Source organism: Streptomyces sp. NPDC057900 (genome assembly GCF_042887885.1).
Classification (GTDB): domain Bacteria; phylum Actinomycetota; class Actinomycetes; order Streptomycetales; family Streptomycetaceae; genus Streptomyces.
The window spans coordinates 23967-49230 of sequence record NZ_JBHVOI010000011.1; the positions used below are offsets into that span (position 1 = coordinate 23967).

A 25264-nucleotide genomic window follows, 5' to 3' on the forward strand; every position below is an offset into this window, starting at 1 on the left:
TGACGCCATGCGTGCCGTACGCCTTCTGCTTAGCGAGCCGCGCTGATCACTCCCGACCGGTGAGAATGCCTGGTCGGCATCGGCGCGGCGTCCCCTCCTGTGCGAGGGGATTTTTCGTTTCCGTAGACGCGTGTCCGTAGACGTGGGCGCCGGCAGATGACGATCGATGGAGCTTTGAGGATCATGAGCGAGACGAATTCCGCAGCCGACGTTGCTGCGCCGCACCGCTACACGGCAGCGATGGCCGCCGACATCGAGGCACGCTGGCAGGACTTCTGGGACGCCGAGGGCACGTACGAGGCGCCCAACCCGTCCGGCGACCTGGCGGACAATCCGGAGCTGGCCGCCAAGCCGAAGAAATTCATCATGGACATGTTCCCGTACCCCTCGGGTGCGGGCCTGCACGTGGGCCACCCGCTGGGCTACATCGCCACCGATGTCTTCGCCCGCCACCAGCGGATGACCGGCCACAACGTCCTGCACACCCTGGGCTTCGACGCCTTCGGCCTGCCCGCGGAGCAGTACGCCGTACAGACCGGTACGCACCCGCGGCTGTCCACCGAATCCAATATCGAGAACATGACGGCGCAGCTGCGCCGGCTGGGCCTGGGCCACGACAAGCGCCGCTCGTTCGCCACGATCGAGTCCGAGTACTACAAGTGGACCCAGTGGATCTTCCTGCAGATCTTCAACTCCTGGTACGACGCCGAGGCCGACCGCGCCCGGCCGATCGCCGAGCTGGTCGCCCAGTTCGAGAGCGGTGAGCGCCCGACCCCGGACGGCCGCGACTGGAGCGCGCTGAGCGCGGCCGAGCGTGCCGACGTGCTGAGCGGCCACCGGCTGGCCTACGCCTCCGACGCTCCCGTCAACTGGTCCCCGGGCCTGGGCACCGTCCTGGCCAACGAGGAGGTCACCGCGGACGGCCGCTCCGAGCGCGGTAACTTCCCCGTCTTCAAGGCCAAGCTGCGCCAGTGGAACATGCGCATCACCGCCTACGCCGACCGGCTGCTGAACGACCTGGACGGGCTGGACTGGCCCGAGGCCATCAAGCTGCAGCAGCGCAACTGGATCGGCCGTTCAGAGGGTGCGCGCGTCGACTTCCCGGTCGACGGCGCAGGCAGCATCACCGTCTTCACCACCCGCCAGGACACCCTGTTCGGTGCCACCTACATGGTGCTGGCGCCCGAGCACGAGCTGGTCGAGCGGATCATCCCGGCCGCCTGGCCCGAGGGCACCCACCCGGTCTGGACCGGCGGGCACGCCTCCCCGGCCGAGGCCGTCACCGCGTACCGCAAGCAGGCCGCCGCCAAGTCCGACGTGGAGCGGCAGGCCGAGGCCAAGGACAAGACCGGCGTCTTCACCGGCGCGTACGCGACCAACCCGGTCAGCGGCGAGCAGGTCCCCGTCTTCATCGCCGACTACGTGCTGATGGGCTACGGCACCGGCGCGATCATGGCCGTACCGGCGCACGACGCACGCGACTTCGCCTTCGCGCGCGCCTTCGAGCTGCCGATGCGCTGTGTCGTCGAGCCCTCGGACGACCGCGGCACGGACGCCTCCACGTGGGAGGACGCCTTCGGCTCGTACGACGCGAAGCTGGTCAACTCCGCGAACGACGACATCTCGCTGGACGGCCTGGGCGTCGTCGACGCCAAGATCCGGATCACCGAGTGGCTGAAGGAGCACGGCGTCGGTGAGGGCACCGTCAACTTCCGGCTGCGCGACTGGCTGTTCAGCCGCCAGCGCTACTGGGGCGAGCCCTTCCCGATCGTGTACGACGAGGACGGCATCGCCCACCCGCTGCCCGAGTCGATGCTGCCGCTGGAGCTGCCGGAGGTCGACGACTACTCGCCGCGCACCTTCGACCCGGACGACGCCGACACCCAGCCCGAGACCCCGCTGTCCCGCAACGCCGACTGGGTCAACGTCACGCTGGACCTGGGCGACGGCGCCGGCCCGAAGAAGTACCGCCGCGAGACCAACACCATGCCCAACTGGGCCGGTTCCTGCTGGTACGAGCTGCGCTACCTGGACCCGAACAACAGCGACAAGCTGGTCGACCCGGCGATCGAGCAGTACTGGATGGGCCCGCGCGAGGGGCAGCCGACCGGTGGTGTCGACCTGTACGTGGGCGGCGCGGAGCACGCCGTACTGCACCTGCTGTACGCCCGCTTCTGGTCCAAGGTGCTGCACGACCTGGGACACATCTCCTCCGCCGAGCCGTTCCACAAGCTGTACAACCAGGGCATGATCCAGGCGTTCGTCTACCGGGACAGCCGCGGCATCGCCGTCCCGGCGGCCGAGGTCGAGGAGCGCGACGGGGCGTACTACTACGAGGGCGAGAAGGTCTCCCGCGTCCTGGGCAAGATGGGCAAGTCCCTGAAGAACGCCGTGACGCCCGACGAGATCTGCGGCGAGTACGGCGCGGACACCCTGCGCCTGTACGAGATGGCGATGGGCCCGCTGGACGTCTCGCGCCCCTGGGACACGCGCGCGGTCGTCGGCCAGTACCGGCTGCTGCAGCGCCTGTGGCGCAACATCGTGGACGAGGACAGCGGCGAGGTCACCGTCGTCGACAGCGAGCCCGGCGAGGACACGCTGCGCGCCCTGCACAAGGCGATCGACGGCGTCGGCGGTGACATGGCCGGGATGCGCTTCAACACGGCCATTGCCAAGGTCACCGAGCTGAACAATCACCTGACGAAGGCGGGCGGCCCGCTGCCGCGCTCCGTCGCGGAGCCGCTGGTGCTGCTGGTGGCGCCGCTGGCGCCGCACATCGCCGAGGAGCTGTGGCGCAGGCTGGGCCACACCGACTCGGTCGTGCACCAGGACTTCCCGGTGGCCGACCCGGCGTACGTCATCGACGAGACCGTCACCTGCGTGGTGCAGATCAAGGGCAAGGTCAAGGCGCGCCTGGAGATCTCGCCGTCGATCACGGACGCGGAGCTGGAGACCCTGGCGCTGGCCGACCCGGCCGTCGTCGCCGCGCTGGGCGGGGCGGGGATCCGCAAGGTGATCGTCCGGGCCCCGAAGCTGGTGAACATCGTCCCGGCCTAGGGCGTGTTTTGAAAGTAGCGTCGTCCGCCCGAAGGGCGGGCCCGGCGGCGCCTGGTGCGTGCGATCGCAAGGCGCGGAAATGGTCTCGTAGCGGAGCTACTAGGGCATTTTCGCAACGCCGCGAGCGTGCGTGCCAGGCGCCGCCGGGCAGACGGGACTTTCAAAACACGCCCTAGTTCCGCACCGGTCGTTCTGCCTCTCGCTCACGGTGTGAGGGCTTTCCCCTACGGGCAGGTTGGGGGTTCCGATGGAACCCTCCGCCTGCCCGTTCCGTTTACGGTGGAAGGGCCGGTAAACACGTGTCGGCAGCCGTCACACCATCCGAGGGGCGCTCATGGAAGCCGTGATCCTGATCCTGGGGCTGCTCGTCGTCGCGTTCGTGGCCCTGGGCATCTATGTGAGTGTCAAGATCATCCGGGCGGCCACTCGTGGGGTGGACCGCACGATCACGCAGGCACGCCGCGCCGTGGAGGACACCACGCTGCGGGCGAAGAGCTACGGGCAGGTGGGCGTCGTCGGCGAGCTGGCCCAACTGCGCCTCTCGCTGCGCACCTCTATGCGGGCCACCCAGGAGGCCCTGCAGACGGGCGTGACCGAGGACGCCTCGCTTTCCGAGTCGCTGGGTCTCTTCCAGCGGCTGAGCGTGCACGGCCGTGAGCTGGACGACGAGCTGAAGAGGCTGGAGCGGGAGCCCGACAAGAAGACGGTGGCCTCGTTGCTGCCCGGCCTCAAGAAGCGCACCGGTGAGATCACGCGCTCCGCGGATTCGCTGCGCTGGGCCGCGCGTGACCGGGCCCGCCAGTTCGCCGACGACGACCTGGCCACGCTGAACGAGCAGATCGGCGTGGAGGCCGGTGCGCTGCGGCACTGGACGACGGAGGAGCCGGTTACGGGCGAGCAGGGGCCGACGGGAGCGCCCGGAACCCCCGGAGCCCCCGGGAGTGCCCCTTGGCAGGGGCAGGGGCAGGGGCAGGGCAACGGGCTGCCGGGAGACGCCGGGACCGCGGAGGCCATCACGGCTGCGGACCCGAGGCGGCGGACCACGTATCCGTGGGAGAAGTCGGCGCGGCCCGAGACCACGAACTGAAGCACCGAACGTCACGTGCGGCGGCACACGGGCGCGGTGCCGGGGCCATGGTGTGCTGACCAGCGCACCGAACGGTACGGAGCATGGCAGGATGCGGCTCGAAGCGACCGGAACTGATCATTCGGGCAGGGTCGGACTGCCGAGCCACCACGCCGGAAGGTAACCTCCCGCTCATGTCCCGCCATGTCGCGATCGTCACCGATTCAACGGCCTACCTGCCGCCCGAGGCGATGGAACGGCATGGCATCACCGCGGTGCCGCTGACCGTCGTCCTCGGTGACCAGGCGCTGCAGGAGGGCACCGAGATCTCGGCCCGCTCCCTCGCGCTGGCGCTCCAGAAGCGCCGCCCCGTGACGACCTCCCGGCCCAGCCCCGAGGTGTTCGCGGCCACCTACCGCGCGGCCGCGGAGGCCGGTGCGAGCGGCGTCGTCTCGCTGCACCTGTCCGGGGAGTTCTCCGGGACGTACGACGCCGCCGTGCTCGCGGCGAAGGACGCGCCGGTTCCGGTGCGGGTGGTGGACACCGGGATGGTCGCCATGGCCCTCGGCTTCTGTGCCCTGGCGGCGGCGGAGGCCGTGGACGGGGGCGGCAGCCTGGACGATGCGGTGGCGGCGGCCGAGAAGCGTGCGGCGGGCACGTCCGCGTACTTCTACGTCGACACCCTGGACTACCTGCGCCGCGGCGGCAGGATCGGTGCCGCACAGGCGCTGCTCGGCTCGGCCCTGGCCGTGAAGCCGCTGCTCCAGCTGGACGGCGGACGCATCGAACTGCTGGAGAAGGTGCGAACCGCCTCGAAGGCCATCGCCCGGCTGGAGGAGATCGTCGCCGAGCGGGCGGGCAGCGGGCGGGTGGACATCGCGGTGCATCACCTGGCGGCGCCGGACCGGGCCGAGCGGCTGGCCGAGCGGCTGGCCGAGCGCGTTCCCGGGCTGGTCGACCTCCACGTCAGCGAGGTGGGCGCGGTGATCGGCGCGCACACCGGTCCGGGGCTGCTGGGAGCCGTGATCTCGCCGCGCTGATGTCACCGTCCGGAGTGGTGGAGTTATCCACAACGGGCGGGTTTTCCACCGTAATTGGGTGGGCTCGGCGGGTTCCGGCGGAAGTGCCTAACGTCGTGAGGCATGGCTTCCCGATCACATCGTGCAACCAGTGGACCCGGCGGCGGAATGCGCCGTGCGGGCTCCTTCGGCAGGACTGGCCCTCTCGGTAGGGCCGGCCCCTTCGCCAGGGTCGGCGGACCCGGCAGCGGGCCCGGCCGCGCTCCCGGCTCGGACGGGCGCGCAGCCCGGAGCGGGGCGGGCTACGGACCCGGCCGGCGGCGCACAACGGACCGCGCCGCCGCCGCTGCGGCCTCGCGCTCCCGTGCGGACGCGCTCATGGCGGGCGGGTACGAGCGGCGGGTGGCCCGGCCTGCGGTGGGCGCGGACCCGGGGCCGGTCCCGGTCCCGGCGGTGGATGAGGCGCACACGGCTTCTGCGGCTTCCGCGGGGAACGTGGCGGGCATGGTGGGCGTGGCTTCTGCGGCGAAAGTGGAAGTGGAGGAAGCGGCGGCCCCGGAGCCGCCGGTCGGGGCGGTGCCGCGGGCGGAACGGGAGGGGTGGTGGGCGCGGGCAGCTCCCGCGCTGCGGGACCGGCTGCCGATGTGGGTGCAGGTCAGATGCGGTCTGGAGCCAAGGGCCCTTGCCGCGCTCACCGTTGTCCTGGTGGCGGCGGCCGTCTTCGCCGGGATGCGCTTCTGGTCCGCGCGCCCCGAAGGCGTACGTGCCCCGGATTCCGTCAGCGAGGCCGGGCGCACCGCTGTGCCGCGCGCCGACGTGGACTCGGCGGCCGGCGAGGCGGGTGCGCCCGAGCCGTCCCCCGGTCCACCACCCGCCGTCGGCGGGACCGGCGGGACCGGCGGGACCGGGGGCACCGGCGGGCGGATCGTGGTGGACGTGAGCGGGAAGGTGCGGCGGCCCGGGATTCACCGGCTGCCGTCCGGCGCCCGGGTCACCGACGCGCTGGAGGCGGCGGGCGGCGTCCGGCCCGGCGTGGACCTCGACGGCCTCAACCGGGCTCGCGTGCTCGTGGACGGGGAACAGATCCTGGTGGGCGCGCCGCCCGGCACGGGTGCTGCGGGTGCTGCGGGTGGTGTGGGCGGTGGCGGCGGTACGGGTCCGGCGGCAACGGGGCCCGCGACCGGACCGGTGAGCCTCAGCGGCGCGACCGCCGAACAGCTCGAAACCCTGCCCGGAGTGGGGCCCGTCCTCGCCCAGCACATTGTCGACTACCGCACCCAGCACGGTGGTTTCCGGTCCGTCGACGAACTCCACGAGGTCACGGGGATCGGCGACCGCAGGTTCGCCGACCTCCAGCCACTGGTGCGACCGTGAGCTCCGGGGACGTCCACACGGCGTCGGGCCGGCGGCTGGGGGACGCCGATCCCCGGCAGGAGGGGCCGGCGGATCTGCGACTGGTCGCCCCGGCGCTGGCGGTCTGGGCCTCGGCAGCGCTGACGGTGGGAGCGCCGGGCCGGTGGGCGGCGGCGGGGGTGGTGCTCTGCCTGGGAGCGGCCATGGTCCTCCTGGCCGTGCCGGGGTTCCGGCGCATGAACGACAGGCGGTGGCGTCCGCACGCGACGACGGCCGCGGCCGTGCTCCTCTGTGCGGGCGCCGGGGCGGCGTCGGCCGGGCTGCACCGCGCAGACGTCCGGCAGGGGCCGGTGCCCGCGCTGGCCCGGCAATTCGCGAGGATCGAGGCGGAGATCACCCTCACCTCCGATGCCCGCCAGACCTTCCCCCGGGTACGCGGTGACCACAGCACCCCCGCCGCCCTGCTCCTGGACGCCGAGGTCACCCGGCTGCGGACGGGGCCCGGAGACGCGGTGACCCGGCTGCGCACGCCGGTGCTGGTCATCGTCACGCCCGGCGGTACGGCGGAGCAGTGGCAGCGGCTGCTGCCCTCCACCCGGTTACGGATCAGCGGCCGACTGGCGCCACCGCTGCACGGCGGGGAGCGGGCCGTCGCGGTTCTTCGCCCCGACGGCAAGGGCCCACCCCGCGTCACCGGCCCGCCCACGCCAATCCAGCGCACGGCGGGCAGCCTGCGCGCCGGGCTGCGCACCGCGACCGAGGGGCTCCGCCCCGATGCGCGGGCGCTCCTGCCCGGACTGGTCGTCGGTGACACCACCCGGATCACGCCAGAACTGCACGACGCGTTCAGGGCGACCGACCTCACCCATCTGATGGCGGTCTCGGGTGCCAACCTGGCGATCCTGCTGGTCCTGCTCATCGGGCCGCCCGGCGGCGCCCTGCGGGCCGAACGCCGGGGACTGGCGCCCGTGCTGGGGATCTCGTTGCGGATGACCGCCCTGCTCGGCGGTGGACTGACGCTCGCGTTCGTCCTCGTCTGCCGGCCCGAACCCAGTGTGCTGCGGGCCGCGGCCTGCGGTCTGATCACACTGCTCGCCATCGGTACCGGGCGGCGCAGGACCCTGATCCCCGCGCTGGCCGCCGCCGTTCTGCTGCTGGTGCTCTACGACCCCTGGCTGGCGCGCGGTTACGGATTCGTGCTGTCGGTCCTGGCCACCGGCGCGCTTCTGACGATCGCCCCACGGTGGAGCGGCGCGCTGCAACGGCGCCGGGTGCCGCCCCGGTTGGCCGAGGCGCTGGCTGCCGCGGCGGCGGCGCAGGCGGTGTGCTCGCCCGTTGTGGTGCTGCTCGCCTCCCGGGTGAGCCTGGTCGCGATCCCGTGCAACCTGCTGGCCGAGTTCGCGGTGGCGCCGGCCACGGTGCTCGGGTTCGCGGCGCTGGCCCTGGCCCCGGTGGCCATGCCGGTGGCCGAGCTCCTCGCCCGGGTGGCGGGGTGGCCGGCCGGGTGGATCGCCTCTGTGGCCCGGACCGGTGCGGCGCTGCCCGGTGCGGAGATCGACTGGCCCGACGGGCGGACGGGCGCGCTGTTGCTGGCCGCGCTGACCGGGCTGGTGGTGCTGTGCGCCCGGCGCGTCGGACGGCATCCCTGGGTGTGCTGCGCCGCGGCGCTGCTCCTGGTGCTCGCGGTGGTCCGCCCGGTGCCGCTGACCCGGGCGCTGACCGGGTGGCCGCCGCCCGGCTGGGCGTTCGCGATGTGCGACGTGGGCCAGGGCGATGCCCTGGTGCTCGCGGCGGGGCCCGGCTCGGGTGTGGTCGTCGACACCGGACCGGATCCCCGGCTCGCGGACCGGTGCCTGCGTGACCTGGGGATCACCCGCGTCCCGTTGTTGCTGCTGACCCACTTCCACGCGGACCACGTCCGGGGTCTGCCCGGTGTTCTGCGGGGCAGGGCGGTGGGCGCGATCCAGACGACGAGCCTGGACGAACCGCCGGAGCAGGCCGCCTTCGTGACGAGAACGGCAGCGGCGGCCCGGGTCTCCGTGGTGCGCGCCGTCCCCGGTGAGCGCCGCCGGATCGGTGCGCTCGACTGGCAGGTGCTGTGGCCGGTGGGCGGTGCGGCTGCGGGTCCGGCGGGGCCGGTGGGCCGGAAAGGGCCGGAGGGTCGGGCAGGTCGGGCAGGTCAGGCGGTGCCGGTGGGTCAGGCGGCGGGGCCCATGCCGGCGGGGCCGAACGATGCCAGTGTCACCCTGTTCGTCCGGGCCGGCGGGCTCACCCTGCTGCTCCCCGGTGACCTCGAACCACCTGCCCAGCAAAGGCTGTTGCGGAGCTACCCGGCTCTTCCCCGGGTGGATGTGCTCAAGGTCGCCCACCACGGCTCCGCATACCAGGACGCCGCCCTGCTCCGGGCCGTGCGTCCGAGGTTCGCCCTGGTCAGCGTGGGTCGGGACAATCCGTACGGGCATCCGGCCGCTGGCACGGTCGAGACGCTCAGGGCCGGGGGAGCGGTGGTGCTCCGCACCGACAGGGACGGTGCGATCGCGGTGACGGACGCCGGGCCGGGGCTGCGGGCGGTGGGCCGGTCATGACCCAACCCTCAGTCCAGCCACCGGCCGTCGGCCATCAGCACACGGCCGGCCTGCTCGTTCGCCTCGCGCCACGCCCTGATCGCGGTCGGAGTGAAGCGCAGGTACACCCAGGCGGGGCTGTTCCGCGGGTCCCAGTCGAACTTGGCGGCGAAGGCGTCGCCCGACTCCGGAGCGAGGTCCGCCCCTTCGATCACCTCGGCCGTCGCCTCGATGAGCACCACGTCGCGGGTGTGGCCCACCGCGATCCGGGCCTGCCCGGCCGGTGTCACGTTGACCGCGGTGGGGTTGGTGCGCCGGGTGGCCATCAGCAGCGTCCCCCGGTCCCACACGAACCACAGCGGCACCAGGGTCGGTACGCCGTCCGGCGAGGCGGTGGACACCCACGCGTCCTCGTCCTGCTCCAGGCGATCGAGCGCATCCCGCTTGCGCTGTTCCCGGCCGCGGGCCGGCTCGTGCTTCGTCATGTCCCGCACGCTAGCCAGCGCACCCCGCACCGCGCCTCCGCCGCCGGTCCTAGGACCACCGCCTCATGGCGGGCCACCGCGGACCCGGACAGACTGCCGGAATGGACCCGCATCTGCCGTACACCGTCGACTCCTACCTGGCACGCATCGGTGCCACCCGGCCCGCCCGCGCCGACGCGGCAGCCCTGCGCGAGCTGCAACTGCGCCACCTCACCGCCGTGCCCTTCGAGAACCTCTCGATCCATCTCGGCGAGGACATCGTGCTGGAGGAGCGGGCGCTCCTCGACAAGATCGTGGCCGGCCGCCGCGGCGGGTTCTGCTACGAACTCAACGGAGCCTTCGCCGCGCTGCTGCGGGAGCTGGGCTTCGACGTCACGCTGCTCCAGGCCCGGGTCCACGGCAAGGACGGGAAGCCCGGCATTCCGTACGACCACCTGGCGCTCCGCGTGGGGACGGACGACGGCACCGGCCCGTGGCTGGCGGACGTCGGCTTCGGTGACCACGCCGAGCAGCCGCTCGTACTCGACGACGGCACCGATCAGGAGGACCCGCGCGGCACCTTCCGGATCAGGCGGGCCGCCGGGGAGGGCGGCGAGCGCTACGGGGACGTCGAGGTGCTGCGTGACGGTGCGCCGCAGTTCCTGCTGGACCTGCGGCCCCGGGTGCTGGCGGACTTCCGTGCCGGTGCCTGGTACCACCGCACCTCGCCCGACTCCGGCTTCACCCGGTCCACGGTCTGCTCCCGTTTCACCGCCACCGGCCGGATCACGCTCACCGGCCGCAAGCTCGTCACGACGGTCGGCGGTGAGCGGCACGAGACCCCGCTGGCGGGCGATGAGGAGGTGCTCGCCGCGTACCGGGAGCACTTCGGACTCGATCTCGACCGGCTGCCCACCGTCAGTGGGGACGGTCCGTCTGCCCCGAATGGGCGACACACACAACCGGAGTGACAAATTCGGACCTTCGGTAACACCTCCGCCCAAGCGCCGTCGAGATGCTCTGTTTGCCTCGAACGCCACAAGAGTGATCGAATGCATGCTCGTCGGCGGGCCGCTGCTCCGACAACGACGTCCAGCCATCCGGCCCCATGGTGAAGATGCCCCCGGGGAGTACGTGAAGATGTTCGGCCGCTGGCTCGGAAACAAGGGAGCGACGGGTGCCGTGCGCGGCAGTGCCCTCGCGGGACTCGCCGTACCGGACTCGGCGGGAGTCCTCAGCTGCCGCGTGCTCGACCCGGTCAACGAGGCCGTCCGGCAGGCCGACTTCGTGGTCACGGACGCCACGGGACGCAAGGTCGTCGCCGGTGAGACGGACCCGTACGGCAATGTCCTCGCCACCGTTCCGGCGGGGGAGTACCGGCTGGCCGTCACGGCTGAGGGTTTCACCCCCTTCCACGGCTCGGCCTCGGTCACCGAGGGCGAGCACGCGGGGCTGGGCGATGTGACCCTTCAGATGTCCCAGCCCCCGCAGCTGCCCGACCCGGGTGAGTGGGAGATCGAGCCGATGCACTCGCAGATCGGCTTCACGGCCCGGCACATCGGGATGGCTCGCATCCACGGCCGGTTCAACACCTTCGCGGGGGCGGTCCGGATCGCCGACCGCATGGAGAACTCGGCCATGCACGTGATCATCGACGCCGCCTCGATCGACACGAACGTCCAGATGCGCGACGACCATCTGCGGTCCGGCGACTTCCTCGACGTCGGCCACTATCCGACGCTGGAGTTCTACAGCGACCGGTTCGTCCACCGCGGCGGCACCCGCTGGGGTGTGAGCGGTGCGCTCACCCTGCACGGCGTGAGCCGTACGGTCACGCTGGACACCCACTACCTCGGCCTCGGCAACGGGCTGGAGGGCGAGACGCGGGCCGCCTGCCGGGCCACCACCGAGCTGCACCGCGAGGACTTCACCCTCACCTGGCAGACGATGCTGGCCCGTGGGATCGCCGCTGTCGGCTCCAGCATCTCCATAGACATGGACATCCAGATCGTCCCGAAGGGCTGAACCCGCCCGGACGCTCCCTAAGGGGTCTCCAGCCAGCCCTCGTACTCAGCGGCGAACCCGTCGAGAGCGGCGGCGTCCAGCCGTCGGTCCGGGTCCTCCACGACCACCAGCCACTGGGCGTCCTCCGCGTCGTCCTCGCCGGCCAGGGCGTCACGTACGAGCTGCGGCTCCTCGGTGACCCCGAACCGGTCGGACAGCTCGTCCGCCACCTCCTGCGCGGTATCGCGGTCGGGCAGCACCAGTACATGTCTCACATCGCTCACCCGCCCATTCTCCGGTACGGGTGGGAGCGGCCCCGACCGGCGGTGGCCCCGGCAGTGGCCGGCCGGGCTGTCAGTGGCGCGTGGGATGCTGGACGGCGATGGCCACCAGAAGGAATTCCACCGACGACCCGCTCGCCCCGCTCACGCTCGCCGTGGGCCAGGAGGACCTGCTCCTGGACCGCGCCGTGCAGCAGGTGGTGGCGGCGGCCCGTGCGTCCGACGCCGATACGGACGTCCGGGACCTCACCTCCGACCAGCTCCAGCCGGGCACGCTCGCCGAGCTGACGAGCCCGTCGCTCTTCGCGGAGCGCAAGGTGGTGATCGTGCGCAACGCGCAGGATCTCGCCGCCGACACGGTCAAGGACGTCAAGAGGTACCTGGACGATCCGGTCGAGGAGATCACGCTCGTGCTGTTGCACGCGGGTGGTGCCAAGGGCAAGGGGCTGCTGGAGGCGGCACGCAAGGCGGGTGCGAGGGAGGTCGCCTGCCCGAAGACCACCAAGCCGGCCGAGCGGCTCTCCTTCGTACGGGGTGAGTTCCGGGCGCTGGGGCGCTCGGCTACGCCGGAGGCGTGCCAGTCGCTGGTCGATTCGATCGGCAGCGATCTGAGGGAGCTGGCGAGTGCGGTGTCGCAGCTCGTCGCGGACGTCGAGGGCACGATCGACGAGGAGGTCGTCGCGCGCTACTACACGGGGCGTGCGGAGGCGTCGAGCTTCACGGTCGCCGACCGGGCGGTCGAGGGGCGGGCGGCGGAGGCGCTGGAGGCGCTGCGCTGGTCGCTGTCCACGGGGGTGGCGGCCGTCCTGATCACCAGCGCGCTGGCTCAGGGTGTGCGGGCGATCGGCAAGCTGTCGTCGGCGCGCGGGGGGCGGCCGGCGGATCTCGCCCGTGAGCTGGGCATGCCGCCGTGGAAGATCGACCGGGTACGGCAGCAGATGCGCGGGTGGACGCCCGACGGGGTCGCGGTGGCGCTGCGGGCGGTCGCGGACGCGGATGCGGGGGTCAAGGGGGGCGGGGACGATCCGGCGTACGCGCTGGAGAAGGCGGTCGTGGCTGTGGCGCGGGCGGCTCGGGCGGGGCGGTAGCGGGGGCGGCGCCGTTCGGTGGGCCGGCTGCGGTGTCCTCAAGCGCCGGACGGGCTTGAACTTGCCGTTCGGGCGTCCTCAAACGCCGGACGGGCTGGGTTTGCCGGGGTGGGCTTTGGTCTGCGGGGCGGTGCGTGTCCTCAATCGCCGGACGGGCTGGGATTGCCGGCGTCGGCCTTGAGGTGCGGGTCGGTGCGTGTCCTCAAGCGCTGGGCCTGGTCGGACGGGCGCGCGCATGACGAAGGCCCCGGTTGTTTCCCTGGGGAGGGGAACGTACGGGGCCTTCGGTCTGTGCTTGGTGCGCCGCACCCGCGTGGCGAACGCAGGTTCGGTGTGCGGCGCGGGGTGCCGGTCAGGAGCGGGAGAGAGGGCCCGCTGGGTCCGTTCCGGCGATCACATCGGGAATGCTCAGCCCTGGAGGGTGGCAACCTTGGTGGCCAGCGCCGACTTCTTGTTGGCGGCGGCGTTCTTGTGGATGACACCCTTCGAGACAGCCTTGTCGAGCGCACGGGAGGCGTCGCGGACGGCCACAGTGGCCTTCTCGACGTCACCCGCGACGACGGCCTCGCGGGCCTTGCGGATCGCGGTCTTGAGCGACGACTTGACGGCCTTGTTGCGCAGGCGCGCCTTCTCGTTGGTCTTGTTCCGCTTGATCTGGGACTTGATGTTCGCCACGAAAGAGCCTTTTCAGGTTCGTTGGATCTTCGATGTGCGCCCTGCGGCAGGAATGCCACGAGGCACAGCTGTCCACGGTAGCAGCCGCGCTCCGACCGGCCCAAACCGGTCTCCGCTCCGCGGGCGTGGGACGATGGGAGCTACGTACAGATCCGAGTACAGATCCGACCGACCCGACATCGACCCGAGACACGGCGTTCGGCGTCTCAAGAATCAGGACCCTGCGTGCCCGCGACTCCTCTCCACGTGCCCGAGCCGAGCCGTACCGACCCGGCGCTGATCCGCAATTTCTGCATCATCGCGCACATCGACCACGGCAAGTCGACCCTTGCCGACCGGATGCTCCAGCTGACCGGTGTGGTCGACCAGCGGCAGATGCGCGCTCAGTACCTCGACCGGATGGACATCGAGCGCGAGCGTGGCATCACCATCAAGTCCCAGGCGGTACGGCTGCCCTGGGCGCCCACCGTCGGCGAGGACCAGGGCCGCACCCACGTCCTCAACATGATCGACACCCCGGGGCACGTCGACTTCACCTACGAGGTCTCCCGCTCGCTCGCGGCCTGTGAGGGCACGGTCCTGCTGGTCGACGCCGCGCAGGGGATCGAGGCCCAGACCCTCGCCAACCTCTACCTGGCGATGGAGAACGACCTCACCATCGTCCCGGTGCTCAACAAGATCGACCTTCCGGCCGCCCAGCCCGAGAAGTTCTCCGAGGAGCTGGCCAACCTCATCGGCTGCCAGCCGGAGGATGTGCTGAAGGTCTCCGCCAAGACCGGTATCGGGGTCGACGCGCTGCTGGACAGGGTGGTCAGGGACGTCCCGGCGCCGGTCGGCAAGGCCGACGCCCCGGCCCGCGCGATGATCTTCGACTCGGTCTACGACTCGTACCGCGGCGTCGTGACGTACGTCCGTGTCGTCGACGGCTCGCTCAACAAGCGCGAGCGCATCCGGATGATGTCCACCGGCGCCACCCACGAGCTGCTGGAGATCGGCGTCTCCTCCCCGGAGATGACGCCGTCCGACGGCATCGGCGTGGGTGAGGTCGGCTACATCATCACCGGCGTGAAGGACGTCCGGCAGTCCAAGGTCGGTGACACGATCACCTCCCTGAACAAGGGGGCGACCGAGGCGCTGGGCGGCTACAAGGACCCCAAGCCGATGGTGTTCTCCGGTCTGTACCCGCTGGACGGATCGGACTACCCGGATCTGCGCGAGGCCCTCGACAAGCTCCAGCTCAACGACGCCGCCCTGGTGTACGAGCCGGAGACCTCCGCGGCGCTCGGCTTCGGCTTCCGCGTCGGCTTCCTCGGTCTCCTCCACCTCGACGTGGTCCGCGAGCGGCTGGAGCGCGAGTTCGGCCTCGACCTCATCGCCACCGCCCCCAACGTGGTCTACCGGGTCGAGATGGAGGACGGCAGCGAGCACACCGTCACCAACCCGAGTGAATTCCCCGAGGGCAAGATCGACAAGGTGCACGAGCCGGTCGTCCGGGCCACGGTCCTGGCGCCCAGCGAGTTCATCGGCGCGATCATGGAGCTGTGCCAGCAGCGCCGCGGCACCCTCCTCGGCATGGACTACCTCTCCGAGGACCGGGTCGAGATCCGCTACACCCTGCCGCTCGCGGAGATCGTCTTCGACTTCTTCGACCAGCTGAAGTCCAAGACCCGCGGCTACGCCTCGCTCGACTACGAGCCCACCGGCGAGCAGTCCGCGGACCTCGTCAAGGTCGACATCCTGCTGCACGGCGACAAGGTCGACGCGTTCTCCGCGGTCACGCACAAGGACAAGGCGTACGCCTACGGGGTCCGGCTCGTCGCCAAGCTGCAGAAGCTCATCCCCCGGCAGAACTTCGAGGTGCCGATTCAGGCGGCCATCGGCTCCCGGGTCATCGCCCGTGAGACCGTCCGCGCCATCCGCAAGGACGTTCTCGCCAAGTGCTACGGCGGTGACATCTCCCGTAAGCGGAAGCTGCTGGAGAAGCAGAAGGAAGGCAAGAAGCGGATGAAGATGGTCGGCAACGTGGAGGTGCCGCAGGACGCGTTCATCTCCGTACTGTCGACCGACGAGTCCGCCGGGGACGGCAAGGCCAAGAAGTGACCCTTGTGCCCGCCCGCAGAACCTACTGATCGGTAGACCCATGGGCCCCCGCATCGCAGAACGCTGCGGCGCGGGGGCCCGTTCGTTATGAAGCGGGGTTCGATTGCCCCTTACGCGGCGGACGCGGGCGCTCTACCCTGATCACGACTTCGTAGTTACTCATGAGTTAAACAAGCGGATCAGCGAGCAGGATCAAGCACAAGCAAGACCAAGCACAGCAGGATCAAGCACCAGTAGGACCAAGCACCAGACACGCGCGGAGAGCAACCCGCGAACCAGCAGCCGGTCGTGAAGCACTGCCGTAGGCCCGGAGGATGTCGTGAGCGACGCACAGACCATGATCGAGAACCGTCCGCCGTCCGTGGCGACCCTCTTCATCGACCGGGTGGCCGCCACCCCGGACGCCGAGGCGTACCGCTACCCCGTCCCCCCGGCCGACGGCCGGGGCACCGACGAGTGGAAGTCACTCAGCTGGGCGCAGGCCGCCGAGCGGGTGTACGCCATCGGGGCCGGGCTGATCTCGCTGGGGGTGCTGCCCGAGGAGCGGGTCGCGCTCGCCGCGTCCACCCGGGTCGAGTGGATCCTCGTCGACCTCGGCGTCATGTGCGCGGGCGCCGCGACCACCACGATCTACCCCTCCACCAACACCGAGGAGTCGGCGTTCATCCTCTCCGACTCCCAGAGCCGGGTACTGATCGCGGAGGACGCCGTACAGCTGGCCAAGGCCCGGGAGCGCCGTGCCGAGCTGCCGGACCTCGCCCATGTCGTCGTCATCGACGCCGAGGGCGCCGGACCGGCCGAGGGCGACCCGGAGGGCTGGGTGCTCACGCTGGCCGATCTGGAGGCGCGGGGCGCCGAGCACCTGGCGAAGAACCCCGCCGCGATCACCGAGCGGGTCGACGCGATCACCCCCGAGCAGCTCGCGACCCTCATCTACACCTCCGGCACCACCGGCCGTCCCAAGGGCGTACGGCTCCCGCACGACAACTGGTCGTACATGGCCAAGGCCACCGTCTCCACCGGCCTGATCACCAAGGACGACGTCCAGTACCTCTGGCTGCCGCTCGCGCACGTCTTCGGCAAGGTCCTCACCTCCGGTCAGATCGAGGTGGGGCACGTCACCGCCGTCGACGGCCGGGTCGACAAGATCATCGAGAATCTGCCGGTCGTCCAGCCGACGTACATGGCCGCCGTCCCCCGGATCTTCGAGAAGGTCTACAACGGCGTCGCGGCCAAGGCCCGTGCCGGTGGCCCCGCCAAGTACAAGATCTTCCAGTGGGCGGCCGGGGTCGCCCGCGAGTACGCGAAGGTCTCCCAGGACAACTTCCGGCGCACCGGCACCGCCTCCGTGCCCTTCGCGCTCGGCGCCAAGCACAAGGTCGCGGACACCCTGGTCTTCGCGAAGATCCGCGAGGCCTTCGGCGGCCGGCTCCGCGCCTGCGTCTCCGGTTCCGCGGCCCTCGCACCCGACATCGGCTTCTTCTTCGCGGGCGCCGGGATCCACATCCTGGAGGGCTACGGCCTCACCGAGTCCAGCGCCGCCTCCTTCGTCAACCCGGGCGAGGCCTACCGCACCGGCACGGTCGGCAAGCCGCTCCCCGGCACCGAGGTGCGGATCGCGGACGACGGCGAGATCATGCTGCGCGGCCCCGGTCTGATGCAGGGCTACCAGGGGCTGCCGGACAAGACCGCGGAGGTGCTGGAGGCCGACGGCTGGTTCCACACCGGGGACATCGGCGAGCTGTCCGTGGACGGCTACCTCCGGATCACCGACCGCAAGAAGGACCTGATCAAGACGTCGGGCGGCAAGTACATCGCCCCGGCCGAGGTCGAGGGCCAGTTCAAGGCGGTGTGCCCGTTCGTCTCCAACATCCTGGTGCACGGCGCGGACCGTAACTTCTGCACCGCGCTGATCGCCCTCGACGAGCCGACCATCCTCGGCTGGGCCGCGGAGAACGGCATGGAGGGCAAGTCGTACGCGGACGTCGTGGCGGCCCCGCAGACCGTCGAGCTGATCGACGGCTATGTGAAGCGCCTCAACGAGGGTCTCCAGCGCTGGCAGACCATCAAGAAGTTCCGGCTGCTCCCGCGTGACCTGGACATCGAGCACGGTGAGGTGACGCCCAGCCTCAAGCTGAAGCGGCCCGTCGTGGAGCGCGCCTACAAGAATCTGATCGAGGACATGTACGCGGGCTCCCGCGAGGCGTGAGGGCGGCCCCACTCCTCGGGCCCACCCCTCGGGCCCGCCACCCGGGCCCGCCACCCGGTTCCGGCCGCCGACCGCCCGGTTCCGGCCGTCCCGGCACTCCTGTTTCGGCCGCCCCGCCACTCCCGTTCCGGCTGTCCGGCCCCCGCGCTCCGGCGTGGGGGCCGGATGCGCCCCCCACGCCCGCCCCGGCGTGCGCTCCGGCGCTCGCTTCTTCGCTCACTTCGGTAACTCGGCGCGTGCGGGGTGGGCCGATCTGTCACTCTGTCCCTGTCGTCAGCGGCGCAAGAGCGAGAACAGGCAGAGCCAGAACAGGTCAGGAGCCGCCCGGTGGGGTCCATTCCCTTGCAGCGGGACATCGTGCAACGTCCCGGAACCAGCGCCGAGTCCACGGGCACCCAGCCGGTCGCCCGTACGAGTCTGCCCGGGAACCTGCTCGCGCCCGCCGCGGCCCGGCGGTTCGTCGCGGCGGCGCTCGCAGAATGGAGCGGGCTCGGCCTGCCGGCGGCGGTGGGGTTCAGCGACCGGCTGTCCGACGACGCGGCGGTGATCGTCAGCGAACTGGTCACCAACGCCGTCGTGCACGCCGGGACCAACGTAGAACTGCTCTTCCGGCTGGAGGAGGCGACGGAGGAAGAGGCGTCCGCGCTGGTGCTGGAGGTCTCCGACCACCACCCGGCCCGCGCCGTGCGCAGCGACGGCAGCGCCGGTTTTGAGGGCGCGGCCGGACCGGGGGAGCCCGCCGAGTACGGGCGCGGGCTGGAACTCGTCGCCACCCTCTCCGAGCGCTGGGGCATCACCTACCGCACCGGCCTCAAGACCGTCTGGGCCCGGCTCCCCGTCGACGACTGGAACCCCTTCGCGGACGCCCGCGCCGAGCCGGGCTTCCAGCAGGGCCTGCGCGCCGCCGAACTCCTCGCCCCCACCGCCCGGCGCGCCCTGCGGGACGACGCGGACTGGGCCGGACGCGGCGCGCTCTCGTTCCTCGCGGAGGCCTCCGACCTGCTGGCCGGGCAGCTCGACGAGGACATCGTGGCCGCGCTCGCCGGACAGTTACTGGTTCCCAGGCTCGCCGACTGGTGCGCGATCTGGCTGGAGCCGGAGAGCGGCGGCCGGGCGGCCGTCCCCCGGCTCGCCAAGGTCTGGCACATCGACGAGAACCGCACCGACCCGTTGCGCGAGGTGCTGGAGGGCGACCCGCTGCGGCTCCCCGAGCGGGTCGGCACCGGCCCCGTCTCGATCCCGTGGCCCGGCAGCGCGGAGGACGCGGACCCGGCCGACGGGAGCGACGGCGTCGCCCTGGCCTACCGGATCACCTCCGGCGGCCGCACCCTGGGCGCCGTGCTCGTCGGCCGCGAGGGCATCGCCCGCGTCCCCGACGAGGTGACCGCCCTGATAGAGGACTTCGTCCGCCGGGTCGGCCTCGCCGTGGGCGCCGCCCGCGCGTACACCCGGCAGGCCACCATCAGCCGCATCCTCCAGCGCGGGCTGCTGCCCAGCAAGGTCGCCGACATACCGGGCGTGGCCAGTTCACTGGTGTACGAACCCAGCGACGACGGGGTGGTCGGCGGTGACTTCTACGACATCTTCCCGTGCCCCGGCGACCGCTGGTGCTTCGTCCTGGGCGACGTCCAGGGCAGTGGTCCCGAGGCCGCCGTCGTCACCGGCCTCGCCCGCCCCTGGCTGCGGCTGCTGGCCCGCGAGGGCTTCCAGGTCGGTGAGGTGCTGGTCCGGCTCAACCGGCTGCTCCTCGACGACGCCATGGAGGCCGCGGAGGCGGCCGCGCTGATGGTGGCCGCCGCGGGCGGCCAGCAGTCGGCGGAGAGCGGGCCCCGGTTCCTGTCCCTGCTGTACGGGGAGCTCGTTCCGCTGCCGGACGGGGGCGCGCGCTGCACCCTGGCGAGCGCCGGCCACCCGCTGCCGCTGCTGCTGCGCCCGGACGGCACGGTGCGGATCGCCGCGGAGCCCCAGCTGCTGCTCGGTGTCGTCGACGACGCGACGTACGAGAGCCAGAGCTTCGACCTGGCGCCCGGCGACAGCCTGCTGTGCGTCACCGACGGGGTGACGGAGCGGCGCTCCGGGCCGGTGATGTTCGACGACGGCGACGGGCTGGCGCAGGCGCTGGCGGACTGCGCCGGGCTCAGTGCCGAGGGGATCGCGGACCACATCAACCAGGCGGTGCACTCCTTCGCGGAGCGCCCGCCGGACGACGACCTGGCGCTCCTGGTCCTCCAGGCCCTCCGGACGGAGTGACGTGACGGCGTGGCGTCCGGTCGCCGGGCGGCGCGCGACAATGGACGGTATGCCTTCCGTACTGCCCGATGGTGAGCCCGTGCCCGACGACGGGGCGCTGCCCCGCCATGCCCTGGAAGGCGCCGCGGACCGGCCGCTCGGCTTCTACCTGCATGTGCCGTACTGCGCGACCCGCTGCGGCTACTGCGACTTCAACACCTACACCGCCACCGAGCTGCGCGGTTCCGGGGGCGCCCTGGCCTCCCGGGACAACTACGCCTCCCATCTGATCGGTGAGGTCCGCCAGGCCCGCAAGGTCCTCGGCGACGACCCCCGGCCGGTCCGTACGGTCTTCGTCGGCGGCGGTACGCCGACCCTGCTGGCCGCCGCAGATCTCGTCTCCATGCTGGGCGCGATCCGGGAGGAGTTCGGCCTCGCGGACGACGCCGAGATCACCACGGAGGCCAACCCGGAGTCGGTCGGCCCGGCCTACCTGGCGGAGCTGCGCGAGGGCGGCTTCAACCGGATCTCGTTCGGGATGCAGAGCGCCCGGCAGCACGTACTGAAGATCCTCGACCGCACGCACACCCCGGGCCGCCCTGAGGCCTGTGTCGCCGAGGCGCGGGCGGCCGGCTTCGAGCACGTCAACCTCGACCTGATCTACGGCACCCCCGGCGAGTCCGACGACGACTGGCGGGCCTCGCTGGACGCGGCGATCGGCGCCGGGCCCGACCACGTCTCCGCGTACGCCCTGATCGTCGAGGAGGGCACCCAGCTGGCCCGCCGGATCAAGCGGGGCGAGATCCCGATGACGGACGACGACGCGCACGCCGACCGCTATCTCATCGCGGACGAGGCGATGGCCGCGGCGGGCTTCTCCTGGTACGAGGTGTCGAACTGGTCCCGGACGCCTGAGGGCCGCTGCCTGCACAACGAGCTGTACTGGCGCGGCGCCGACTGGTGGGGCGCCGGACCCGGGGCGCACAGCCACGTCGGCGGCGTGCGCTGGTGGAACGTGAAGCACCCGGGGGCGTACGCGCAGGCGCTGGCCGAGGGCCGGTCGCCCGGGGCGGGCCGCGAGATCCTCTCCGCGGAGGACCGCCGCGTCGAGCGCATCCTGCTGGAGCTGCGGCTCTCCGACGGCTGCCCGCTGTCCCTGCTCGCCCCGGCCGGGCTCGCGGCCGCCCGGCGCGCGGTCGACGACGGTCTGCTGGAGCCCGGCCCGTTCGCGGCCGGCCTGGCCGTGCTGACCCTGCGCGGTCGGCTGCTGGCCGACGCGGTCGTGCGGGACCTGGTGGACTGAGCGGGACCGGCCAGGGGATACCTGGGCGGGCTCACCCCACCGGGCAGCCGGCCGGGGTGAGCCCGTTGGCCCCGGCGGCCCGGCCGCAGATCACCCTGCTGTGGATCCGGCCGTCCGGATAGGTGATCTCGACGACGTCGAGACCGTGGCCCGCCTGCGCCTCGTACGGGATGAAGCCGCGGAACGTGATGGTTCCGGTGGGCATCGACTGGAGGTTCACCGCGTACAGGTTCGCCCACGTCTCGGCGGCGCTGTTCATCGTGTCGCCGTGGCTGGCGGCGTCGTAGAGGGCGGCCGTCGCGCTGTACGAGATGACGGACTGCCCGCTGGCGAACAGGCCGTCCTGATAGGCCTTGGTGGCGGGCAGCCTGGGCAGGGTCCGGCCCTCCGGCAGCAGGCCCTCCAGGGTCCGGTGCGCGTCCGGGTAGAAACCGTCGGCCCGGCCGCGCCCCATCGGGGCCAGGGCCGTGTGGTAGAGCGTGACGTCCTCCGCGAGATCGGTGTTGTCCGCGAACCGGGCCTTGGTCAGGTCGTCGCCGGTGAAGACCGTGATCGGCTTCCCCGCACAGCCCTGGGCGAGCCGGCCCATCAGATTGTTGACGTCCTCGACCCGCCCGGCGAAGTACAGGGCGTCCGGTGCCGGGTCCGCCTCGCAGATCTTCTGGACCGGCTTGTCGAGATCGGCGCTGTTGCGGCGGCCGAGGCTGTACTCCGCCAGCTCCGACAGCTTGAACCCGGCCTTCTTCAGCATCGCGCCGCCCACCTTGCGCTGCTCGACCGTGTAGCGGTCCTTGTCGTTGTTGTCGAGCCGCCGGGAGAGCACGAGGGCGCGCGGGTGCGCGGACTTCCCGGCCACCTGCCGGGCCACCAGGGCCATCGCGTCCGCCTGCTCCTCGTCGGTCGCCGCGATGCCGAAGTAGTTCGAGTAGCCCTTGGCCAGGTAGCCCCCGGAGTTGGTCGTGTCCACCACCGGGAGACCGGCCTCCTGAAGCAGCTCGGTGGCCTCCGGGCTGTCGGTCGTGTCGCGCCCGAGCCCGACCACACCGACGACGCTGGGGTCCTCCGCCGCCACCTCGATGATCTTCTTCACCGCCGGTATCTGCTGGAGCATGTCCTGCCCGCCGTTGGCGGTCAGCACCTTGAGCTTGACGGAGAAGTCCAGCTTGTTGGTGTGGTGCTGGTACAGGTACACCCCCGTCAGCTCCTCCAGGGCCTTACGGGTGCCCTCCGGGGACGTGGCGGTGAACGGGCCCGCGTAGATGACGGTGACGTAGTCGTCGCCGGGCACGATGGCGGCGTTCTCCTCCTCCACCGCCCGCTCGATCCGGTCGAACGTGACGCCCTTGCCCGAGCCGTCCAGCGACAGATCGTTGCCCGCCGCGAAACGCACCCGCGTCGTCGTCGAGACGCCTATGCACTCCTTCGGCCCGCCGCCGGGCCCCACGAGCCTCACCGAGTCCGTGTTCACATCGGTGAGCGGACCGTGGCAGTACCGGTCCGCCAGCTCACCGCTCACCAGGAACGTGGCCAGCAGGGCGCCGACCAGGAGGCCCGCCAGGGTCGTACGCGACATCACCCACCAGATCCACGTCCGGCGCACCCGCTCCGTGACCAGCTGCGCGTGCGCGTGCTCATGGGTCAGCTGCTCGGTCGAGAGCGGCAGCCGCAGCACCCAGGCGAGGGTGGCGGCGGCCGTCGGGGACTGCCCGATGCTGAGGTGGCTGATCCAGTCGTCGTAACGGGCCCGCGCCGCGCCGGTGTGCGTGGGCAGCGGCTCCGCGGGCAGCGGCGGGGTGTGCCGCAGTATCTCGGCGGCCGGCAGCGAGGCCAGGAGCAGCAGCGGGTCCACCTCGCTGCGCCGGGAGCGGACGTTGTTGATGGCGTTGATCAGCTGGATGCCGCCGTTGCTCTGGCAGGCGGTGGGCAGGAACACCACGGGCGGTACGGTGCGCTTCCCGCGCCGCCAGTCCAGCGCGTGGGGTCGGTAGTTGTTCCGCAGGTCCTCCAGCAGTGCCTGGACCCGCAGCTCCAGGTGGAACTGGCGGGACTGCTCGTCGCCCGCCGCCGCGTCGGCCACCCGCCCCGCGACCACAGCGGCCCGGACCCGGATGACCCGCCACGACCCGCTGGGCGAGAACCGGGACCAGCCGTCGGACGGGTACCCGGTGCTCGCCGCGGCCAGTGAGGAGGTAGTGGCGAACCACCTGCTGGCCCGCCGCAGCCACAGCAGCGGCGGCGCCGACGTCGTCACCAGCCGTACGACGGCGAGCCCCAGCACCGCGCCCACGGCCACCAGGACGGTGGGCACCCAGCCGATCTCGCCGAGCAGCACACCGAGCACCGCGATGACGACGGCCCCGAGGAACGTCTCCGGCCGCACCGACTCCCGGAACGCCCCCAGCCAGTTGCGCGGACCGTGCCGGCCGACCCGCCAGCGCAGGGTGCTCAGCTGCTCCAGGATCCGTTCGTCGCGCTCATCGGGCGAGCCGCCGTGGTCCGGCTCCCGCACCACGGCGGCGGTGGCCTGCTCGATGGCGCCGAGCAGCCGCGAGCGGGGAAAGCCGAAGGGCTTGTACTGCGAGCTGCTCCGGGTCTCCCACGGCTTCTCGGTCAGTGTGCGGACCATGTCGAGAGCCGCCTCGTACGGCGTCTCGCCACGGCCGTCGAGCAGCTTCAGCGGCACCCGGCGCAGCTGGTTGGCGTGGTGGATCTGGCGCACGATCTGCTCGACCCTGGCATCCACGGCGGACGGGACGTCGGCGTCGGCGGCCTGGAGGACCACCAACGGCATCACCGGCCGGTTGTCCCGGTACCGGTCGATCAGCTGCTGCACGAAGTGGAAGACGGCCGAGGCCGCCTCGTTGTCCGCACTGTCCCGCCACACCTCGCGCGCCATCGCCCCCGTGCCTTCCCTCGCGAAAAGAGCCAGGAAACACTCAATAACCGATGATGCGTGCGAGGCGCGGGGAATTGTAGGGATCAGCCCGGGATTGGCGGGAAGACCCGTAGGACATCAGGCGGGAAGCGTGACGAAATCAATCAATTCCTCGACCCGGCCCAGGAGTTCGGGCTCCAGATCCCGGTAGGAGCGGACCGAGGACAGAATCCGCTGCCAGGCCGCACCGGTGTTTTCCGGCCACCCCAGCGAACGGCACACGCCGGTCTTCCAGTCCTGGCCGCGCGGCACCACCGGCCAGCCGCCGATCCCCACGGACGACGGCTTCACCGCCTCCCACACGTCGATGTACGGATGGCCGACCACCAGGACGTTCCCGTCCGTCACCCGCGCCGCGATGCGGGACTCCTTGGAACCCGGCACCAGATGGTCGACCAGCACGCCGAGCCGCGCGTCCGGTCCCGGGGAGAACTCGCGCACGATCGCCGGGAGGTCGTCGATGCCCTCCAGGTACTCGACGACCACACCCTCGATCCGGAGGTCGTCGCCCCAGACCCGCTCGACCAGCTCCGCGTCGTGCCGCCCCTCCACGTAGATCCGCCCCGCCCGCGCCACCCGCGCCCGCGCCCCGGGGACCGCCACCGAGCCGGACGCCGTACGGGCGGGGCGGACGGGTCCGCCGGCCGACGGCCGCACCAGCGTCACCACCCGGCCCTCCAGCAGGAAGCCGCGCGGCGTCATCGGGAAGACCCGGTGCTTGCCGAACCGGTCCTCCAGGGTCACCGTCGGCCCCTCGGCCGTCTTCTCGCAGCGGATCACCGCACCGCAGAAACCGGTGACGGCCTCCTCCACGACCAGATCCGGTTCCGCGGGCACTTCGGGGGCGGGGGCGGACTTCTTCCACGGCGGGGTCAGGTCCGGCTGATAGCTGCGCATCGCACGACGATAGGACGCGA

General features: G+C 71.7%; 17 protein-coding genes. 12 read left to right on the forward strand and 5 right to left on the reverse strand.

Annotation, left to right across the window (positions count from 1 at the left end):
- The first annotated feature begins 183 nt into the window (after nucleotides 1-183).
- From leuS to ACFVQ0_RS29770, 5 genes are all read left to right on the forward strand, one after another.
- Nucleotides 184-3057 carry a leucine--tRNA ligase gene (gene leuS, locus ACFVQ0_RS29750; RefSeq protein WP_390092282.1) on the forward strand — a complete coding sequence of 958 codons (2874 nt, stop codon included), beginning with the start codon at nucleotides 184-186 and terminating at the stop codon, nucleotides 3055-3057.
- Between the two features lie 334 nt (nucleotides 3058-3391).
- Nucleotides 3392-4144 carry a collagen-like protein gene (locus ACFVQ0_RS29755; RefSeq protein WP_390092283.1) on the forward strand — a complete coding sequence of 251 codons (753 nt, stop codon included), beginning with the start codon at nucleotides 3392-3394 and terminating at the stop codon, nucleotides 4142-4144.
- Nucleotides 4145-4317: 173 nt separating this feature from the next.
- Nucleotides 4318-5163 (forward strand): DegV family protein, encoded by an 846-nt coding sequence (locus tag ACFVQ0_RS29760; protein WP_390092284.1) that lies wholly within the window; start codon nucleotides 4318-4320, stop codon nucleotides 5161-5163.
- Between the two features lie 510 nt (nucleotides 5164-5673).
- Nucleotides 5674-6516 (forward strand): helix-hairpin-helix domain-containing protein, encoded by an 843-nt coding sequence (locus ACFVQ0_RS29765; RefSeq protein ID WP_390092285.1) that lies wholly within the window; start codon nucleotides 5674-5676, stop codon nucleotides 6514-6516.
- Nucleotides 6513-9080, forward strand: coding sequence for a ComEC/Rec2 family competence protein (locus ACFVQ0_RS29770; RefSeq protein ID WP_390092286.1), 2568 nt, complete (start codon nucleotides 6513-6515; stop codon nucleotides 9078-9080). Before ACFVQ0_RS29765 ends, ACFVQ0_RS29770 begins: the two co-directional genes overlap by 4 nt.
- 8 nt (nucleotides 9081-9088) lie before the next feature.
- Here ACFVQ0_RS29770 and ACFVQ0_RS29775 read toward each other — a convergent pair whose 3' ends face one another.
- Complete coding sequence (locus tag ACFVQ0_RS29775; RefSeq protein ID WP_390092287.1) at nucleotides 9089-9544, reverse strand: pyridoxamine 5'-phosphate oxidase family protein; 456 nt, start codon at nucleotides 9542-9544, stop codon at nucleotides 9089-9091.
- Nucleotides 9545-9645: 101 nt separating this feature from the next.
- On the opposite strand from ACFVQ0_RS29775, the gene ACFVQ0_RS29780 reads away from it, so the two are divergent.
- Together ACFVQ0_RS29780 and ACFVQ0_RS29785 are read left to right on the forward strand one after the other, a co-directional pair.
- On the forward strand, nucleotides 9646-10494 hold the full coding sequence (locus ACFVQ0_RS29780) for an arylamine N-acetyltransferase (protein WP_390092288.1): 849 nt from the start codon (nucleotides 9646-9648) through the stop codon (nucleotides 10492-10494).
- 169 nt (nucleotides 10495-10663) lie between these two features.
- Nucleotides 10664-11548: a YceI family protein gene (locus tag ACFVQ0_RS29785; protein ID WP_390092426.1), complete on the forward strand. Its 885-nt coding sequence runs from the start codon at nucleotides 10664-10666 to the stop codon at nucleotides 11546-11548.
- Nucleotides 11549-11565: 17 nt separating this feature from the next.
- Here ACFVQ0_RS29785 and ACFVQ0_RS29790 read toward each other — a convergent pair whose 3' ends face one another.
- Nucleotides 11566-11811 carry a hypothetical protein gene (locus ACFVQ0_RS29790; protein ID WP_024490121.1) on the reverse strand — a complete coding sequence of 82 codons (246 nt, stop codon included), beginning with the start codon at nucleotides 11809-11811 and terminating at the stop codon, nucleotides 11566-11568.
- A 98-nt stretch (nucleotides 11812-11909) separates the two neighbouring features.
- Between ACFVQ0_RS29790 and holA the strand changes: the two genes are divergently transcribed.
- Nucleotides 11910-12896 (forward strand): DNA polymerase III subunit delta, encoded by a 987-nt coding sequence (gene holA / locus ACFVQ0_RS29795; RefSeq protein ID WP_390092289.1) that lies wholly within the window; start codon nucleotides 11910-11912, stop codon nucleotides 12894-12896.
- Between the two features lie 408 nt (nucleotides 12897-13304).
- Here holA and rpsT read toward each other — a convergent pair whose 3' ends face one another.
- Nucleotides 13305-13571, reverse strand: coding sequence for a 30S ribosomal protein S20 (gene rpsT, locus ACFVQ0_RS29800; RefSeq protein WP_266778644.1), 267 nt, complete (start codon nucleotides 13569-13571; stop codon nucleotides 13305-13307).
- A gap of 225 nt (nucleotides 13572-13796) precedes the next feature.
- Between rpsT and lepA the strand changes: the two genes are divergently transcribed.
- From lepA to hemW, 4 genes are all read left to right on the forward strand, one after another.
- Nucleotides 13797-15671: a translation elongation factor 4 gene (gene lepA, locus ACFVQ0_RS29805; RefSeq protein WP_390092290.1), complete on the forward strand. Its 1875-nt coding sequence runs from the start codon at nucleotides 13797-13799 to the stop codon at nucleotides 15669-15671.
- 319 nt (nucleotides 15672-15990) lie between these two features.
- Complete coding sequence (locus tag ACFVQ0_RS29810) at nucleotides 15991-17880, forward strand: AMP-dependent synthetase/ligase (RefSeq protein WP_390092291.1); 1890 nt, start codon at nucleotides 15991-15993, stop codon at nucleotides 17878-17880.
- A 342-nt stretch (nucleotides 17881-18222) separates the two neighbouring features.
- Nucleotides 18223-20130: a SpoIIE family protein phosphatase gene (locus ACFVQ0_RS29815; RefSeq protein ID WP_390092427.1), complete on the forward strand. Its 1908-nt coding sequence runs from the start codon at nucleotides 18223-18225 to the stop codon at nucleotides 20128-20130.
- A gap of 49 nt (nucleotides 20131-20179) precedes the next feature.
- Entirely contained in the window at nucleotides 20180-21412 is a 1233-nt protein-coding gene (gene hemW / locus ACFVQ0_RS29820; RefSeq protein ID WP_390092292.1) for a radical SAM family heme chaperone HemW, read from the forward strand.
- A 31-nt stretch (nucleotides 21413-21443) separates the two neighbouring features.
- On the opposite strand, the gene ACFVQ0_RS29825 is transcribed toward hemW, so the two are convergent.
- Complete coding sequence (locus tag ACFVQ0_RS29825) at nucleotides 21444-24308, reverse strand: hypothetical protein (protein WP_390092293.1); 2865 nt, start codon at nucleotides 24306-24308, stop codon at nucleotides 21444-21446.
- Between the two features lie 117 nt (nucleotides 24309-24425).
- Nucleotides 24426-25244, reverse strand: a complete 819-nt coding sequence (locus tag ACFVQ0_RS29830) for a DUF3097 domain-containing protein (protein WP_390092294.1) — start codon at nucleotides 25242-25244, stop codon at nucleotides 24426-24428.
- Nucleotides 25245-25264 lie beyond the last annotated feature (20 nt).